The sequence below is a fragment of the Haloferax sp. Atlit-6N genome, assembly GCF_003383195.1.
Classification (GTDB): domain Archaea; phylum Halobacteriota; class Halobacteria; order Halobacteriales; family Haloferacaceae; genus Haloferax; species Haloferax gibbonsii.
The window spans coordinates 1-706 of record NZ_QEQJ01000052.1 but is presented as its reverse complement, the minus strand read 5'-3'; the positions used below and the strand labels follow the sequence as shown (position 1 = coordinate 706).

Annotated in this window: 1 protein-coding gene and 1 pseudogene; both read left to right on the top strand. The window is 65.0% G+C overall.

The annotated features are described in order from the left end of the window. A pseudogene (locus tag DEQ92_RS21090) lies at window positions 1-302 on the top strand (ABC transporter permease subunit); the annotation flags it as partial. Beyond that, on the top strand, window positions 292-706 hold a 415-nt coding region (locus DEQ92_RS21085; protein ID WP_115821734.1), incomplete at its 3' end, for an ATP-binding cassette domain-containing protein. The pseudogene DEQ92_RS21090 and the gene DEQ92_RS21085, both read left to right, overlap by 11 nt.

Below are 706 nucleotides of genomic sequence, written 5' to 3'. Positions count from 1 at the left end.
TTCCGGAGGCCGCCCGCACGCTCGGTCGGACCTCCGTGGGGGCGTTCCGGTACGTCACGCTCCCGCTGGTCGCACCGGGGCTGTTCGGCGGGGCGGCGCTCGTGTTCCTGACGACGATGAAGGAACTACCGGCGACGCTTCTGCTGCGACCGTCGGGTTTTACCACGCTCGTCACACATATCTGGACAGCATATGAATCGGGGTACTTCGGACAGGCGGCAGTGCCAGCGCTGGTCCTGCTCTTCGTGTCGGGGCTCTCGATGCTCGTGATTCTCAGACAAGAGGGATACGATGTCAAATAGCACGCAAACACCGGTGGAGTCGAACGCGAAGTACCGAACTGACACAGCCAGCGACGGACAGACGGAGCCGTTGACGGCCGGTGTCGGTGAGGAGGTCGTCCTCGAATTAGACGACCTACAGAAGTCCTACGGCTCCGAGCCGGTCGTCGAGGGCCTCTCGCTATCGGTCCGCGAGGGTGAGATTCTGACCCTCCTCGGTCCGTCCGGCTGTGGGAAGACGACGACGCTCAGGCTCATCGCGGGGCTCGAACGACCCAACGCCGGCGCGGTGCGGCTGAACGGCCGCTCGGTTTCGGGATCGACGTTCGTGCCGCCCGAAGAGCGCGGCGTCGGCGTCGTCTTCCAGGAGTTCGCCCTCTTCCCGCACCTCACCGCCCGCGAGAACATCGCCTTCGGGCTGAAAG